1 pseudogene is annotated in these 390 nt (G+C 67.9%); it reads left to right on the forward strand.

Annotated elements, in window-relative coordinates:
• Positions 1-96: 96 nt before the first annotated feature.
• Positions 97-390: pseudogene (locus tag EN879_RS39630) on the forward strand (serine/threonine protein kinase); the annotation flags it as partial.

Here is a 390-nt window from a genome sequence, read left to right on the forward strand (position 1 = left end):
GAAGTCCCCTCGCAGAACGACGTCGTCGCGAAGTCACCCGCAACGGACGCCAGGCCGCCACCCGAAAAGGCATCGCCGCCAATCCAGCCGGATACGATGACCAGCGACAGTCAAACGTTGGCCGCTTCCAGTGAGACAACCGCCCCGACGCCGCCGGTAGAGAAAGCCTCGACGCTGCCGCCCGCTGAGCCCAAGGTTGGCGAGAGCCAAAAGCCCGAACCGCAGGCCAGCAAGCCGGCGGCACCCGCAACGCGGGAGCCCAATCCCACTGCGGCCCCGCCGGCTGTCGCGAACGCCGAGAGCCCTGCCTTGCCGACAAGCAACCAGCCGGACCAACCTGCTGTCGCGTTGAACGTGCCCAAACCGGAGATTCCCCCGGCCGTCGACGAC

The organism is Mesorhizobium sp. M7A.F.Ca.AU.002.02.1.1 (assembly GCF_003998535.1).
Taxonomy (GTDB): domain Bacteria; phylum Pseudomonadota; class Alphaproteobacteria; order Rhizobiales; family Rhizobiaceae; genus Mesorhizobium; species Mesorhizobium ciceri.